14 protein-coding genes are annotated in these 14242 nt (G+C 34.1%); 5 read left to right on the forward strand and 9 right to left on the reverse strand.

Annotated elements, in window-relative coordinates; all coding sequences use genetic code 11:
* The 5 genes from FNJ88_RS05035 to FNJ88_RS05055 all read left to right on the forward strand — a co-directional run bounded on the left by FNJ88_RS05035 (position 1) and on the right by FNJ88_RS05055 (position 4684).
* Positions 1-645, forward strand: coding sequence for a hypothetical protein (locus FNJ88_RS05035; protein ID WP_125025515.1), 645 nt, complete (start codon positions 1-3; stop codon positions 643-645).
* 2 nt (positions 646-647) lie between these two features.
* Positions 648-1916 carry a site-specific integrase gene (locus tag FNJ88_RS05040; protein WP_143852134.1) on the forward strand — a complete coding sequence of 423 codons (1269 nt, stop codon included), beginning with the start codon at positions 648-650 and terminating at the stop codon, positions 1914-1916.
* A gap of 53 nt (positions 1917-1969) precedes the next feature.
* Positions 1970-2974, forward strand: coding sequence for a hypothetical protein (locus tag FNJ88_RS05045; RefSeq protein WP_143852135.1), 1005 nt, complete (start codon positions 1970-1972; stop codon positions 2972-2974).
* Positions 2975-3043: 69 nt separating this feature from the next.
* A complete protein-coding gene (locus tag FNJ88_RS05050) occupies positions 3044-4018 on the forward strand; it encodes a phosphatidylserine decarboxylase (RefSeq protein WP_143852136.1) in 975 nt (324 codons plus the stop codon).
* Between the two features lie 216 nt (positions 4019-4234).
* Positions 4235-4684, forward strand: a complete 450-nt coding sequence (locus FNJ88_RS05055) for a PA2169 family four-helix-bundle protein (protein ID WP_143852137.1) — start codon at positions 4235-4237, stop codon at positions 4682-4684.
* Between the two features lie 155 nt (positions 4685-4839).
* Here FNJ88_RS05055 and FNJ88_RS05060 read toward each other — a convergent pair whose 3' ends face one another.
* The 9 genes from FNJ88_RS05060 to FNJ88_RS05100 form a co-directional block, all read right to left on the reverse strand.
* The gene (locus tag FNJ88_RS05060; protein ID WP_410495260.1) at positions 4840-7269 is read right to left on the reverse strand and encodes a multicopper oxidase domain-containing protein; all 2430 of its coding nucleotides are present in this window, start codon (positions 7267-7269) and stop codon (positions 4840-4842) included.
* 76 nt (positions 7270-7345) lie between these two features.
* Positions 7346-7828: a DUF305 domain-containing protein gene (locus FNJ88_RS05065; protein WP_143852139.1), complete on the reverse strand. Its 483-nt coding sequence runs from the start codon at positions 7826-7828 to the stop codon at positions 7346-7348.
* Positions 7829-7838: 10 nt separating this feature from the next.
* On the reverse strand, positions 7839-10337 hold the full coding sequence (locus FNJ88_RS05070) for a heavy metal translocating P-type ATPase (protein ID WP_143852140.1): 2499 nt from the start codon (positions 10335-10337) through the stop codon (positions 7839-7841).
* Positions 10338-10707: 370 nt separating this feature from the next.
* Positions 10708-11262, reverse strand: coding sequence for a DUF3347 domain-containing protein (locus tag FNJ88_RS05075; RefSeq protein WP_143852141.1), 555 nt, complete (start codon positions 11260-11262; stop codon positions 10708-10710).
* A 17-nt stretch (positions 11263-11279) separates the two neighbouring features.
* On the reverse strand, positions 11280-11732 hold the full coding sequence (locus tag FNJ88_RS05080) for a heme-binding domain-containing protein (protein ID WP_143852142.1): 453 nt from the start codon (positions 11730-11732) through the stop codon (positions 11280-11282).
* 1 nt (position 11733) lies between these two features.
* Positions 11734-12306, reverse strand: a complete 573-nt coding sequence (locus FNJ88_RS05085) for a DUF3347 domain-containing protein (protein WP_143852143.1) — start codon at positions 12304-12306, stop codon at positions 11734-11736.
* Positions 12307-12601: 295 nt separating this feature from the next.
* Positions 12602-13072 (reverse strand): DUF3347 domain-containing protein, encoded by a 471-nt coding sequence (locus FNJ88_RS05090; RefSeq protein WP_143852144.1) that lies wholly within the window; start codon positions 13070-13072, stop codon positions 12602-12604.
* A 93-nt stretch (positions 13073-13165) separates the two neighbouring features.
* Positions 13166-13543 (reverse strand): HYC_CC_PP family protein, encoded by a 378-nt coding sequence (locus FNJ88_RS05095; RefSeq protein WP_143852145.1) that lies wholly within the window; start codon positions 13541-13543, stop codon positions 13166-13168.
* Between the two features lie 388 nt (positions 13544-13931).
* On the reverse strand, positions 13932-14189 hold the full coding sequence (locus tag FNJ88_RS05100) for a heavy-metal-associated domain-containing protein (protein ID WP_143852146.1): 258 nt from the start codon (positions 14187-14189) through the stop codon (positions 13932-13934).
* Positions 14190-14242: the final 53 nt, after the last annotated feature.

Genomic DNA, 14242 nt, shown 5'->3' on the forward strand with positions numbered 1-14242 from the left:
ATGAGGAAGTTTTTACTTATTGGCTTTTTTACCCTTGGAGTTTCTTTTCATGCACAAAAACAAAAGCAAACTTTAAAGAAAAAAACTTCAACAATTGTTAATAACGCAAAAAATCAGAAATCAAATAATTCTCAACAAAACATAAAAGTTGAAATAGTTAATAGCGGAGATTGGAACCAATACGAGCAATCTTCTTGGTGGCGAATTGTAAAACGGAATGATAAAGACCTCTCTCAAATTTTAAATTTAGATAATTCTCAATTACAAATCAGCGAAAGTGCTATGGGTAATAATAATTGGAGAGATGAAAATGGAAATTTCAGTTTCAGGTCTATTTCTGAACCTTTAAAAATATCACAGGAATTTATTAATAAAAAAAATGAGAAAGGCGAGAACAGAGATTCTGTAGCTGAAAATGAAGCATTTGAAACTACTGCACTAATTTCTTCATTATCTTTCAAAATTTTACTACACCCAAAAGACAATAAAGCCGATACGTCCAAAAACATTGCAAAAACTATCACCATTTTTTCTGACGGTCAATTGGTTAAAACTCTGATTTATTCGTATGATGATTTAGTTCAAAAAGGAGGAATCTCTATAGAAAATTTTAATGTAGAAATCGACAAATCAAATATTAATTAGTTATGGAAATTAATTATCATTCTCAATTTTTGCTTGACAAAGAAAAAGACAGCACGACCGGAAAAATCCGATTTAGAATAAAATGGGATAAAAATATAATCGCTTTTGGAGTTGGTCACAGGGCAGAATTTGACAAATGGAGTTTAGAAACACAACGTTGTAAAACAAACTCTACACATGGTGTAAAGAAAATTCCGGCAAGTGTAATAAATAAAAAAATAACTGATTACGAATTAGCATGCGAACGTGTTTTTAGAAATTTCATTTTTGAAAACAAAACACCGGATAAAAAATCTGTAAGAGAGCAATTTAATTTAGAAATAGGTAGAAAAGTTGTGACAGAAGTTGAAATTGAGAAAACGGTGTTTGAAATTTTCGATTTATTTGTTAAAGAAGAATCAAGGATAAATCTTTGGGCAAACACAACTTTCGCAAAGATGAAAACATTTAGAAAACACCTTAAAACATTCGACCCAAAAATAGATTTCAAGAGCATAGATGAAGAGAAACTATTAAAATATCAATACTTCCTACAGGAAAAATTAGAACTTCAAAACTCAACTACATTAAAAAACTTTTCCTTTCTTCGATGGTTTTTAACGTGGGCGACTAAAAAAGGTTACAACTCAAATACGACTTTCCAACATTTTAGACCAAAACTAAAAACTGTTCAAAAGAAGATTATATTTCTTACTCAAGAAGAATTAAAGAGTGTGAAAAATTTAAAGATTCCAGCGAAAAAGAAATATTTAGATAGAGTTCGTGATGTTTTCCTTTTTCAATGTTTTACAGGTTTGCGATATTCTGACGTAGAAAATCTCAAACGTAGTGATATTAGTGAAAATTTTATCGAAATCATTACTGTTAAAACATCTGATAGTTTAGTCATTGAATTGAATAATCACAGCAAAGCACTCTTAAATAAATACAAGGATGCAAAGTTTGATAACTATAAAGCACTGCCAGTAATTAGCAATCAAAGAATGAATGAATATCTACGAGAATTAATGGAATTAGCAAAAATTGATGAACCTGTAAGAGAAACTTACTATAAGGGAAATCAGAGATATGATGAAGTTTTTCCAAAGTATGCACTCATGAGTTCTCATGCCGGTAGAAGAACATTTATTTGCAATGCATTATCTCTTGGAATTCCACCACAGGTTGTCATGAAATGGACAGGTCACAGCGATTATTCCGCAATGAAACCTTATATCGATATTGCAGATCAAACGAAAATTAATGCGATGGAAAAGTTTAATATGATGTGAAAAAATTGATATCTTTATTTTTACAGTTTTGTTAAAAATTCAGGCAAATAATTATGGACAAAAGATTAATCGATAAAATCCGTGAATCAGGAGGTCATGCAGATATTGGAACCGCAGAAGAAGGTGCTATTGTAGAAATGAAAAATTACGATGGACGGTTGATCATTTTAAAAGAAAAAGCCATTTACGAAATGGTTTTTGCCGATTTCATAGATCCAGATAGAACAAACGAATACCTTTCACCGACCATTCATAAATTGATTATTAATAAGGGTGCAGATTCTCCAATAGTTTGCAAAACTTTTATAATTGCAAAAACTTTATTAAATAATGATCATATAATTGAAGAAGTTAATTGTAATGAAATAGTATATTTATCAATTAACTTACTCGAAGAAATTAACCAACTCGAAAGAGAAATTTTAAATTACAAATCAGATCAAGATAGAGTTAGTGAAATTTACGACCAAAACCGCAAAAAAAATCAGGCTTTGGAAGTTCCCTCTATTACAGAATTGGACTCAAAATGTAAAACAATTTTTCAAAAAACAGATCATATAGAACAAATTTTAATGGTGATCATTACAAATTTTTACTATAAAAATAAACTCACTAAACAATCTCATTTCCCAAAATTTTTAGAAATTATTGTAGAAAAGTATGGAGAAGAAGATCAGTTTGTTTTATTCATTAGTAGTATTTTAAAATTTATGGAAATACTAAGAGAATTGAGAAATGGATTTGACCATAGATTGAACACGGTGAAAGCAACTAACTTTGATATTCAAAAAGATGGAAATATAATTTCGCCCACTATTGAGTTAAACCATAAAACTGTAAAATTAGAAAGAACTGATTTACTACAATTTTTAGAATGCACTTTACAGAACTTTCTATTGATAGCGGAAAATACTTTTGCTTTTCTCGCGGAAAAACATAAACGAACAGATAGATTACCAATATTCGTCAATGAAATACCAATGGAAAAGAGGAGATATGAAAATGTTAGTTATTGCTTCTGGTCAAATATCGGTGAAGGTGGTTTTTATATGCAGTGATAATAAATGCTATGGGAAATTGTCATAAATTGTTCCTCTCGAGAAGATCAATTCATTTATCGAAAAACTATGAAATTTAAAAACCCAAAGAAAAAATGGATCATCATCTGGTTTATTTTAGCCCTTATTTTTATTATCGCAATTTATCCAGTTCCGCCCCAGAATCCTATTAAATATGTGGAGCGAGAAAACGGACAGATTAAAATTGAAAAGGTTTACGGCGAAGAATGGTTGAATTGGTTGTATCATAATCCTATCGGTGAAGCGACTTTATGGACTATTGCAAAACGAAAAATAGTAAGTTCGGTGTATGGAGACATGCAGGAAAAGCCAGCATCAGCGGAAAAAATTCAACCTTTTATAAAAGATTATGGAGTGGATATGAGTGTTGCCCAAAGGCAAAATTTTAAAAGTTTTAATGATTTTTTTATCCGGAAACTTAAACCAGAGGCTAGACCAATTGCTGGCGATTCACTAACCGTATCTTCGCCCTCAGACGGAAAAATTTTGGCTTACACCAACATTAACAATTCAGATTTTTATATCAAAGGAATAAGATTTAATGTTCTTTCTTTTTTAAATAATACAGAGTTAGCGAAAAAATATGAAAACGGAGCGATGATCGTTTTTCGTCTCGCGCCGCCGGATTATCACCGCTATCATTTTCCAGTAAGTGGAATTACGGCAAGTTCAAATATTAAAATTGACGGTGATTACTACTCCGTAAGTCCTTTGGCTCTTCGCGAAAAGACAGAAATCTTCTGGCTGAACAAACGGGAATATGGCGTTATAAAAAGTTCGATTTTCGGTGATGTTGTTATGGTAGAAGTTGGAGCAACAATGGTTGGAAGTATGATTCAAACTTACACAGGCACAACTGTGAAAAAAGGCGAAGAAAAAGGCTATTTCAAATTTGGTGGCTCTACTGTGGTATTGCTGTTTGAGAAAGACAAAATTAAAATCGATAACGATTTATTGATTAATACCTCGAAAGGTCTTGAAACGACTATAAAAATGGGAGAAAAAATTGCAGTAAAAAAGTAATACCTATAGTTAATGAATAGGATTTATGAAAACGAAATTAAAGAGATAAATAAACAGATTTCAATTTTTAAAGGGCTAACAGATATCAATAAATATTTGAAACTTAATCTTTTAGTATCTCTATGAGCGTAAAATTAAACTTTATTTAGAAAGATTAAATGATTTTAAGTTGTAAATTAGTTCTTTTAAATTGACAGAAACCATAAAATTTGTACAATGGAAAATGGTAAAACAATAGATGTTCTAAACAATCTTTTACAAATCATAAATGACAGAATTGAAGGATTTAAAGATGTGAATGTAGAAATGATTGAATCTCATTCCAATCTAAAAGAAGAGTATGATTGTATGGTGCAGAATTCTTATAAAATGAGAACAGAACTTTCAGCCCTCATTGAAGAACGAGGTGGAGATCTAAAAAACACCACTACAATTGCAGGAGGATTGCACCGAGCGTGGATAGATGTGAAAAACTCCTTTACTTTTGACAAAAGTGAATCTACGTTGCAGAATGTGATTTTCGGAGAAGACGCCGCAGTTAAAGCATACGAAAAAGCATTAGATAGTGGTGACCTTTGTGCAGAAAGCAGCAAAATCGTTCAGGACCAACTACAGGAATTGAAATCTTCATACCATAAATTCGTTAGTATGGAGGAGGAATTGTAGTTGACTAAATAATTATTTTATAAAATCTTACCGATTAATAACTCTAGTTTTTATTATTTTGACAATAGACTTATGCCTGATCGTTGATTATTCAAATTTTCTACAAAAATTACCTCTCATTTTCATGAGAGGTATATTTAAACATTTTTGATGCTTTAATACATAAAGGTTAAACCAGCTCCAAATCCATATTCACTGTCGTAATTGGTAGAAACGGAAACCCATTTTTGAACGATATATTTTAATCCAAAATCGAATTCTTTATCTGAATTAACGGCAAAATTACCGCGAATTCTGGGTGAAATTGGAATTCCTTCCCTGCCTAATTCCAAACGTACTTTTCCATTATGGTCTATATTTGCATCGGCCATCACTAAGAATGGAAGTAGATATCTAACTCCGGCTATGGCGACATTTTGATTTTGCGGCATTACATTTTGCCCAAACCAGCTTTTTGCCATATCGTGTGTTTTATTACTTCTGAATCCTACGTAAGGCATTGCCCACTGGTATTTTCCTAAAAACCTACCCACTTTTACACTCCCTTCGTAATGTGTAAAATCGTAATTACTATGTAATTCATTCACATTCAACCATCTTGCTCCTAGCATCGTCATGTTTTCAAAATGAAATTTATTAGACGCTACATCCAACATTGCTGTAGTATTGATCATTCGATTCTTGCTTATAAACTGTTTGTAAGAAGCTTCTTTATCCGGTAATTGTGGGTTTGGAGCTGAATTTTCATAACTGAAAACTCTTCCCATTCCACTCATCATGTGATATAAAATATGACAGTGGAAAAACCAGTCTCCATCTTGATTCGCGGCAAATTCTATCGTCACAGTTTCCATCGGTGCAATGTCAATTACATTTTTTAAAGGTGCATATTCCCCTTTAGCGTTAATTACACGGAAATCATGACCGTGAAGATGCATCGGATGGCGCATCATGGAATTATTGTACATGGTAATTCTCACTACTTCACCTTTTTTAATTAAAATTTTATCACTTTCAGCCACCGTTTTATTATCTAATGTCCAGAGATAATTACGCATGTTACCTTCCAAAGTAAACTTCAAATCCTTTACATTATCATTGGGCAAAATAGTTTTGAAGGGAGATTTTAACATATTATAGTTAAGACGCTTGATGGTTTTTTCTTCTGAAGATCCCATGTCATCGTTGCTGTGATCCATGTTCATTTTATCATCATCCATTTTCATGTCAGATTTCATGTCCATTTTGCTGTGATCCATTTCCATTTTTCCATCGTTCATTTTCATGTCAGATTTCATATCCATTTTGCTGTGATCCATTTCCATTTTTCCATCATTCATTTTCATGTCAGATTTCATGTCCATTTTGCTGTGATCCATTTCCATATTGCCACCTTCCATCTTCATGTCAGATTTCGTTCCCATCATTTCCATCATATGTTGCATGGTTTTCATGCGCTGGCTTTCTGACAATTCCGGATACATTACTTCATTCATATCCATCACCTGATTACCCATCGTCATGGTCATTGGCTTCATGTCGCCGTTCATTTTCATCATGCCGTTCATCATTTTCATACCTTCAAACAGATTCAGTTTCGGTAAGTTTGGTGCTTCCACTTTTGCCCCGTCTCCCAAATAAAGTGAGGCAAACCCTTGTCGGTCTTCCGAGGTTGCACGAAATTCAAAACTTTTATTTTCCGGAACAGTAACTTCTATATCATAAGATTCGGAAACGCCTATAATTAAACGATCTACTTCTACGGGCTCTACTTCATTGCCATCAGTTCCAATAACGGTGATTTTTCCACCGCCATAATTCAGCCAAAAATAAGAGGAAGATGCACCATTTGCTACTCGAAGCCTCACTTTATCTCCGGCTTTCAAATTTTTGTAGTTAGACGAAATTTGTCCATTAATTAGGAAATTATCGTAATAAACGTCACTCACGTCCATGGCTTCCATTCTTTTCCATTCATTCAAAAGTTTGGTGCCGAAATGTCCTTTTCCGATAGCTTCAGAATAACTTTGAACAGTACCTTTTTTGATGGCCCAATAATCTCCACGATCCATGTGCAATCTTCGCATGATCTGTTTCGGATTTTCATCGGTCCACTCTCCCAAAATCACTGGAATGTCTGCCGCGAACTTTTTACCTGGCTGAGTATCTCTTTTATTAAAAACCAAAATACCATTCATCCCGATCTGTTCCTGAGTTCCCTCATGTGAATGATACCAATAAGTACCATTTTGAGAAATACGGAATTTGTAAAGATGCGTTTCACCAGGTTTCACTTCTTTAGTAGTTAGGTAAGGAACACCATCCATTTCATTGGGAAGAATTACGCCGTGCCAGTGAATACCTGTATTTTCTTTCAATTGATTGTGAAGGTAAATTTCGGCCGTATCACCTTCTGTAAAATATAAAGTTGGCGCCATTAATTTGCCATTGATGGCAATTGCTCTGGCTGGTTTTCCGGTGAAATTTACGAGCGTGTCTTTTACATACAGATCATACCGAACTGTTTTTCCGCCAAAAGAAATTTTGCCATCTTCTTTTGTAGTCTCTTTTTTCTGCATGTGCATGTTATGGTCCTGAGAAAATCCCTGAACCGACACGACAAGGAAGAGCAGCGTGCATAATTTTAAAAAGTTGGGTATTTTATTTTTCATTCTCTAATCTTTTTATCATTGTTTTCATTTCTTCTATTTCTTTTCTTTGCGCAGAAATGATGCTTTCGGCTAATTTTTTGACTTCAGGATCTTTGATATCGGCTCGCTCACTTGTTAATATAGCAATCGAATGGTGAGGAATCATTCCTTTCATCCAAAGTACATCACCTACGATAGGACTTTGCTCACGAACCAAACCGAGTGCAGCGAAAAACAAACCTACACTTCCCACTATTATTCCAAGGTTTTTCTGCTTATTTTGATACATTTTTCGCATAAAAAAGAACATGATCAAAGCCATAGCAGAGATTCCAAGACATACCATATAAAATCTGGTCATGCTGAAATAAACATGATCCAGTTCGTAGGTATTGAGATACATGGTAATGTACATCGCTACAAATGAAGCCGCAAGCATTAAAACAAATTTGGTGTACACGTTACTTTTTGAGTGGTCCATTGAATTTTCCATAATTTTATTTTTAAATTTTAATGTTTTTTAAACGTAGTGAATTACCGATCACTGATACGGAACTGAAACTCATTGCCAGCGCTGCAATCATCGGAGATAAAAGGATTCCGAAAACTGGAAACAAAACTCCCGCTGCAATTGGAATTCCTAGTATATTATAACCTAAAGCAAAAAATAAGTTTTGTTTGATATTCTTCATCACAGCGTCGCTTAAATTTCTTGCTTTTACAATTCCGTGCAAATCGCCTTGCACCAAAGTGATCATTGCACTTTCAATGGCAACATCAGTTCCGGTTCCCATCGCGATTCCAACATCACTTTTTGCCAAGGCAGGTGCATCATTAATTCCGTCTCCAGCCATTGCTACGATCTTTCCGTTTTTCTGAAGTTTCTCTACTTCCTGCAGTTTATTTTCAGGTAGCATTCCAGCTTTAAAATGGACAAGATTGAGTTCTTTCGCGACCGCTTGTGCAGTATCATGGTTATCTCCTGTGAGCATGATCACGTCAATGCCTTTTTCCATTAATTCTTTAATTGCTTTTGCACTGGTCGGTTTTATTTTGTCTCCGATAACCACATATCCCGCAACTTTTCCATCGACAGATAAGTATGAAACTGTTTTTCCCTGCTTCTGAAAAGTTTGGGCTTCTGTTTCCATTTCAGAGGTAATTTCAGCCTTGGCATATTCCATCATTTTAGCATTCCCTAAATCGACTTTCTTGCCGTTGACCTTTCCTTCAACACCTTTTCCTGTGACTGCGCTGAAATTTTCAGCAGTTATAATTTCTGTATTTTGTTCTTTTCCATATTTTACAGTTGCATCTGCCAAGGGATGTTCGCTCATCTTATTTAAAGAAACGATGAATTGTAAAACTTCTTTTTCTGTAAAGTTATCTCCGAAAACTCCAATTTTTTCAACGGTTGGTTTTCCCTCTGTAATCGTTCCTGTTTTATCGATGATCAAAGTATCTACCTTATCCATTTTTTCTAAAGCTTCGGCATTTTTAATAAGCACTCCATTTTGTGCACCTTTTCCAACACCGACCATGACAGACATTGGTGTGGCTAATCCTAATGCACATGGACAGGCAATGATCAAAACTGCAATTGCATTTACGAACGCATAAACATATACCGGTTGTGGTCCAAAAACTGCCCAAATAATGAAGGTAATAATTGAAACAAGCACGACAATCGGCACAAAATAACCTGAAACGGTATCGGCTAACTTTTGAATCGGTGCCCGACTGCGACTGGCGTTATTCACCATTTCCACAATTTGCGAGAGCAACGTATCTGATCCTACTTTTTCGGCTTTCATTAAAAAGGATTGGTTACCGTTAATGGTTCCGCTGCTTACTTTATCGTCTATGGATTTGGTTACAGGAATTGGTTCACCGGTGATCATCGATTCATCCACCGAAGTTTCACCCTCTGTAATGGCACCATCCACGGGAATTTTTTCGCCAGGTTTTACACGCAGGATGTCACCGATCACTATCTGTTCGATTGTTACTTCTTCTTCAATGCCGTCTTTAACTCTGATCGCTCGGTTTGGTGCGAGTTTTAATAATTCTTTAACCGCGGAATTGGTTTTGCTGTGCGCTCTGGCTTCCAATACCTGTCCCAATAAGACTAAAGTCAAAATCACTGTCGCAGCTTCAAAATAAACGTGAACTGCTCCAGTATGCGATTTAAATTGTTCTGGGAAAATATCCGGAAAAAACATTCCAAAAACACTAAAAAGGAAAGCGGCTCCAGCGCCAATTCCTATCAATGTAAACATGTTAAGATTCCAGGTTTTAATACTTTTATAGGCACGCTCAAAAAACATCCACGTCGCATAAAATACAACTGGAATGGACAGAGCAAACTGAACCCAATTCCAGTATTTTTGCTCCATCAACTTGTACAAAGGATTGTTTGGAATCATTTCACTCATTGCCATTAAAAAAATGGGTAAAGTAAAAATACTGGCAAGCCATAATTTTGTTAGTAATTTTTTATAGGTCTTTTCTTCCGCTGAAATATCAGGTTCCATCGGCACCAGATCCATTCCACATATCGGACAAGCTCCCGGTTCATCTCTGATAATTTCGGGATGCATTGGACAAGTCCATTGTTCCGTATTCGAACTGCTTAATTTTTGTTCTTCAACCAAATCCATTCCGCAGACCGGACAATCACCCGCTTTGTCGTAGGTTTTCTCGCCTTCGCAGTGCATTGGGCAGTAGAAAGTTCCGTTGCCTTTTTCTTTTTTGACTGAGGTAAAAACCGCATCCTTTTTTGGCAGGTCATTTATATTATGAATGCTGTACGTTCCACCGTCTTGTTTTAAGGCTTCCTGATATTTTTCGATGTGAAGATGCTCGGTTGTTTCAATAACCGCTTCCTCTTTTGCCAGATCAACGGTAACTTTTGAAACACCTTCTACTTGTGAAAGTGTTTCTTCTACGTGTTTCCGACAACCATCGCAGCTCATCCCGTGTATGTGGTAAGTATGTTTCATAATTTTACTTTACTTAAATTTTTAATTTACCAGGATTTGATCAATTGTATCAAATACCGATTCGTTAGGGATCCTATTTCCCAAACAATTGCAATACAATGACTCCAATAATAATTGCACCAATAAATGCGTACAGTCCGTAACTGAATTATTTTTTCAGCCCAGATTTTTTTAGTTCATCTTCATTACCTGTTTTGCAACAATCTTTCATAACAATTTTTTTTTTGCCTAAAAAAGAGAAAAGATTACTAAAATTGTTAGATTACAAAGTTATCCTTTCTCTTATTAGAACTTAAAATCTAATCTTATTATAATCTTGCATATTTTTAAAAATAACAATATCTAATAACAATTTTCAGATTATAATAATTTATTGAATAGTTCTCTGCACTTTACCACATGTCAGCATTTTGCTGCCATAAAATGGATTCCTAACCTCGTTACTTTTACTCAACCAAGTGCTTCCTTTTTGATACATTGGGCAAAACTGCTCGTATAATTTTATTTTAGTTCCAGTAATTGCAACCAGATCTGAGATATCTTTGCTTAATGTTTTAAAATGCTCACGTTGATGATCGATCGGGCTTTTTGAAATATGTTCGGCGTGCTCTGTAGCATCATCTATAATATCTGCCAATTCTTTTTTATCTGCTGCAGAATATTTTGAAGCACTAAAAGCCTTTAATGAAATGGCAAGTTTCGAACCTGCAGTCGCGGCTTTCTTGCTGTCGTCTCCTACCAAAGCATCTTTTAAACTAAAATAATCGCCCAAAATAGCTTCTGCTTTAGCATCGCTTTTCATAGACATCATTTTACCATTGTTCATTTTCATTTTACTGTGATCCATATTGCTTTTCTGTTGCGCGTTTGCAAAAGAAATAGCAAATAACATAACTGTAACTACACTTACTTTTAAATTTTTCATTTTGTTTTTTTTAAATTTTATAAACTGTCTCTTTTTTGTGTCATCCATTGTATCATTTCCTGCTTTTCAGCTTTTGTAAATTTTGCATCCTTATGTATGATGGTGTAGGAGCTCAAAGGCATTTCGTCATCTTGTATCTGACTGGCTATCGCTTTCAATTTGCTTTTTCTCCGCCTTACAGATAAGGAATCCCATTCACTAAAATTCAGTTCTTTTTTTCCATCAATAACATGGTTTTCCAAAAACTTTGCAACCGGCTGAATCTTGCTGTACCATGGATAATTGGTATTATTACTGTGGCAATCATAGCACGAGGTCAGCAACTTATTTTTAATATTTGCCGGAACCTTATTAGCCACCAGAAAATCGGCTTTTGAAATGGTCTGACTTTTATTAATTTGTTTTGGCAGAAATTGTATCCCAACAAATACGATAAATAAAACGACTGCTATGATCTTGAAAATTTTCATTTTAGTTCAATTCCTTTTCCATTTTTCCACAATCAATCATTTTCTCACCATAATAAGGATTTTGCACCTCTTTGCTTGAACTTAACCAGTTGCTTCCGCCATCATACATGGGACAGGACATTTCATAAACTTTGGAATCTGCGCCTGTAATTGCGATCATGTCTGTTACGTCTTTTGACAATGCTTTGAAATGCTCCCGTTGGTGTTCAATTTCACTCATAGAAATATGTTCTGCGTGTTCTTTTGCATCTACAATAATATCTTTCAATGTTTTTTGCTGTTGCTCTGTGTAAGTGCTCATATCAAAATTATTCAATGCTGTTTCCATTGCAAGTCCTGCTTTTGCGGCTTCGTCTTTATTTGTTGCTACCAAAGCGTCTTTAATTGTTATATAATCTGCTACGATCTGTTTTGCGCTTGTAGATTGCGCATCAGTTGTTGACATTTCGCCAGATTTCATCATGGTGTTGTCCATCGTGGTTTCCTTTGAAGATTTATTTTCATTGCAGGAAAAGGCAGTAAAACTTAATATAACTGCTGTTGCAATTGTTGCTGTAATTTTTAAATTTGTCATTTTTTAATATTTATTGTATAGATTTCATCTGCAAAATTAACCTATGAATACTATTTTTCATATGATAATTTGGTTTAAGATAGATACAATTCGGTTAAAGAAATAATTTTCAGTTGCTTAAAATTGAAGCAGTGAAAGTTGTAATTTAGAGAAATTAAAATCAGAAATTTGATCAAAATTAGATTCAATAAATTTTAGATTAAAGTAGAACAAACTCATTAAGAATATGATTCTACTTTAATTAAGAATTGAAAGGAATTTTTTACTCATGTTGCAAAAAAGACCTCAATTGAATTTATTTTAATTCTGATTTCATACTTCCGCAAGTAAGCATAGCGCTACCATAAAAAGGATTTTTAACTTCTTTTTGAGCGCTTAACCAAGAGGCATCCTGCATCGGGCAATAAAGTACAAATACAGAAGAATCTGCCATTTTAAACTTTTTTGCCAATTCAATCATGTTAGCAGATAATTTTGCAAAAGATTCCCGCTGGGTTTCTATACTTCTGCTTTCTGCAATGGTGGAAGCATCTTTTCGAAGTACGTCCAGATTGCCTTCCGACAAAACTTTATAATCTACCATAGAGACAGATTTTATAAACTCGTTCGCTGCTTTTGAGGCGGCGTCTGAATTGTCTGTAACCAAAGCATCTTTGATGCTTATATAGTTCTGGTACAATTTAGATATTGAGGCATCAGTCGTTTGAGCTGATAAATTTAGAATTGAAAATATTGAGAATAATGCTGTGAAAATTAATTTTTTCATTGTAATAATTTTAGATTGTTTTTGATAAAGAATTGTCCAAAAAACTGGACATGATTACTAATCATTTTTCAGATGAAAAATGAGGACTTTATTTTAAATTCTAAAATTACAATAAGAAATAAATAAGGGCAATTCTGCCTTATCCGGTGGTGCTTTTACTAGAATAGAAAATTGATTGCTTTCTAGAACAGGTGTTAAGAAATCTGCATAGAATACTTGTGAAATGATGGCTACAAAAGGTGCGTCCGCAATAAATGAAATATCTGCCTTTTGAGCGGCATCTGTTTTTAAAACTTTAATCTCACTTTTGCAGCAGTCATTCATCTTCTCTTTACCACAGAGTCCGCAAGTGTTGGTGGAAGTTGAAAACGATGTAAAAACCTTATCCATACAATAATGAATATTATAAACCATTCCGGATGAAAATCCGAAATAGAAAACTGTAAACATTATGGCTAAATACTTTTTCATAAGGTTGTACAAAGATACGAAACAGAAGGAAAAAGATTTATATAATTACATCTTTTATTGGTAAAATTCGGTATTTCTCATTTTAAATGTGAATGGTTTAATATGTTAAGACAACAATCAAATTCATATAGAAGTGGCGTGCCGGTTTCTATCTCAACTTTCTCTATATTGCAATGAGGAAATTTTGCTTGTTGATCGCATCGGCTACTCTTTTACCAATGACGTCATATCCTATTAATCCTATATTCTTCATTTTGTTGTATTTTTAAATTTAACTTTACAATAATTTGATCTGATTAAAAAGCATATTAAGTAAACAGGAAAAAGAAATTTTCACCTTCTTCAACTTGTCTACTTCACATACTTTTAAAATTTTTACAGATTGTCATTAGCCACAACCACAGCCACCAGATTTTTTTGGTGCACCATCACCTTCGGAGCTCCCTGCAATACTGTAATGTCCTTCTTTCGACAAAGCATGCTTTAAGTCTGCATCACTTATGGAGTGATTAGTCTCTAAATTAGCTACTGGTGGATTTAGAGTGACATTCACTGTTTCTACGCCCTCTATTGTTTTCAGCGCTTTCTCTACACTTTTAATACAACCTCCGCAGGACATGCCGTTAATTTCTACTACTTGATTCATAATGATATATTTAAATTGTTAAAAAATTGTTTTATTATAAATTTGTCTTTTTA

It is taken from the genome of Chryseobacterium sp. SNU WT5, from assembly GCF_007362475.1.
Classification (GTDB): Bacteria; Bacteroidota; Bacteroidia; order Flavobacteriales; family Weeksellaceae; genus Kaistella.

Excerpts from the sequence above, each read along its gene's own strand:
- FNJ88_RS05035 (WP_125025515.1), top strand. The coding sequence starts at position 1 with ATGAGGAAGTTTTTACTTATTGGCTTTTTTACCCTTGGAGTTTCTTTT.
- FNJ88_RS05040 (WP_143852134.1), top strand. The coding sequence starts at position 648 with ATGGAAATTAATTATCATTCTCAATTTTTGCTTGACAAAGAAAAAGAC.
- FNJ88_RS05045 (WP_143852135.1), top strand. The coding sequence starts at position 1,970 with ATGGACAAAAGATTAATCGATAAAATCCGTGAATCAGGAGGTCATGCA.
- FNJ88_RS05050 (WP_143852136.1), top strand. The coding sequence starts at position 3,044 with ATGAAATTTAAAAACCCAAAGAAAAAATGGATCATCATCTGGTTTATT.
- FNJ88_RS05055 (WP_143852137.1), top strand. The coding sequence starts at position 4,235 with ATGGAAAATGGTAAAACAATAGATGTTCTAAACAATCTTTTACAAATC.
- FNJ88_RS05060 (WP_410495260.1), bottom strand. The coding sequence starts at position 7,269 with ATGCACATGCAGAAAAAAGAGACTACAAAAGAAGATGGCAAAATTTCT.
- FNJ88_RS05065 (WP_143852139.1), bottom strand. The coding sequence starts at position 7,828 with ATGGAAAATTCAATGGACCACTCAAAAAGTAACGTGTACACCAAATTT.
- FNJ88_RS05070 (WP_143852140.1), bottom strand. The coding sequence starts at position 10,337 with ATGAAACATACTTACCACATACACGGGATGAGCTGCGATGGTTGTCGG.
- FNJ88_RS05075 (WP_143852141.1), bottom strand. The coding sequence starts at position 11,262 with ATGAAAAATTTAAAAGTAAGTGTAGTTACAGTTATGTTATTTGCTATT.
- FNJ88_RS05080 (WP_143852142.1), bottom strand. The coding sequence starts at position 11,732 with ATGAAAATTTTCAAGATCATAGCAGTCGTTTTATTTATCGTATTTGTT.
- FNJ88_RS05085 (WP_143852143.1), bottom strand. The coding sequence starts at position 12,306 with ATGACAAATTTAAAAATTACAGCAACAATTGCAACAGCAGTTATATTA.
- FNJ88_RS05090 (WP_143852144.1), bottom strand. The coding sequence starts at position 13,072 with ATGAAAAAATTAATTTTCACAGCATTATTCTCAATATTTTCAATTCTA.
- FNJ88_RS05095 (WP_143852145.1), bottom strand. The coding sequence starts at position 13,543 with ATGAAAAAGTATTTAGCCATAATGTTTACAGTTTTCTATTTCGGATTT.
- FNJ88_RS05100 (WP_143852146.1), bottom strand. The coding sequence starts at position 14,189 with ATGAATCAAGTAGTAGAAATTAACGGCATGTCCTGCGGAGGTTGTATT.